The sequence below is a fragment of the Nitrosomonas sp. JL21 genome, assembly GCF_009833095.1.
GTDB lineage: Bacteria > Pseudomonadota > Gammaproteobacteria > Burkholderiales > Nitrosomonadaceae > Nitrosomonas.
In genome coordinates this window covers 1-1182 of record NZ_QRCB01000084.1, presented here as the reverse complement: position 1 = coordinate 1182, position 1182 = coordinate 1, and the positions used below count along the sequence as shown (strand labels likewise).

1 protein-coding gene is annotated in these 1182 nt (G+C 44.3%); it reads left to right on the top strand.

Translation table 11 applies throughout. The annotated features are described in order from the left end of the window. Positions 1-123: 123 nt before the first annotated feature. Positions 124-1182 (top strand): aminotransferase class III-fold pyridoxal phosphate-dependent enzyme (locus ABF87_RS14615; RefSeq protein ID WP_160829848.1); only part of this gene is annotated, 1059 nt, incomplete at its 3' end.

The window sequence follows — 1182 nt, the reverse complement described above, 5'->3', positions numbered from 1 at the left end:
CTGTGGTCGGGCATTTGAATTTAATCAAACATGCTGGATATGCCTTCCCTGTGAAATTGAATGTCCAAACGATGCATTAAAAGTAAGAATTCCCTATCTTATTAGATAGGAACGATATGCCTTATGGCCAATACGTACAAGGCCATGCGAACAAATAAAAAGGAGTTGAAAATGCAGAGAAAGAAAACAAATATCCTTCACCATAATTTGAATGCAGAATACCCTGTATTACAAAGGGGAGAGGGTGTTTATGTTTTTGATAATAAAGGGAAACGGTATCTGGACGCAGTTGGTGGTGTCGGTGTGGTTAACATTGGTCATGGTGTGGAAGAGGTCATGGAAGCCATTGAAAAACAAATGCGTACCCTGGCGTTCAGCTATAATGGTACCGTGGATAACCAGCCTGCAGAGGATATGGCTGCCAAGCTTCAACAATGGGCACCTGCCGGCATGGGTGAAACAAAAACCCTGTTCAGTTCAGGGGGTGCGGAGGCCAATGAGGGTGCGATAAAGCTGGCCTATCAATATCATTGGGAAAGAGGTCTTCCATCCAAGAAAAAAATTATTGGCCGGTGGCAAAGTTATCATGGCAATACAATCGGCACCCTTTCTGCCAGTGGAAGGACGTCCTGGAGATCAATGTATGATCCTTATATGCTTGATTTTATGCATATTTCACCTCCTTATTGTTATCGATGCCCCTGGGGGGAATCCTATCCAGGCTGCAAAATGGAGTGTGCCTATGCATTGAAAAAAACCATAAAACAGGCAGGACCCGAGAATATAAGTGCATTTCTGGCAGAGCCTGTAATCGGAACCTCCATGTCTGCAGTTGTCCCGCCAAAGGAATACTATCCGATCATCCGGGAAATTTGTGATGAGTTTGATGTTTTGTTTATTGTGGATGAAGTGATGACCGGGGTCGGCAGAACGGGAAAACCATGGGGGATTGATAATTGGCAGGTAACGCCGGATATCATTACTACCAGCAAAGGCATCAGTGGTGGATATTCGCCCCTGGGTGTTCTGATGCTCAATGAAAAAATATGCAAAACTATAGAAGATGGTACGGGCCTGGTTACGCATAGCTGCACCTATGGTGGCAATCCAGTAAGTTGTGCAGCTGGTTTGGCAACGCTTGAATATATTGAAAAAAATGATCTGGTTTCAAGGGCAGGAATA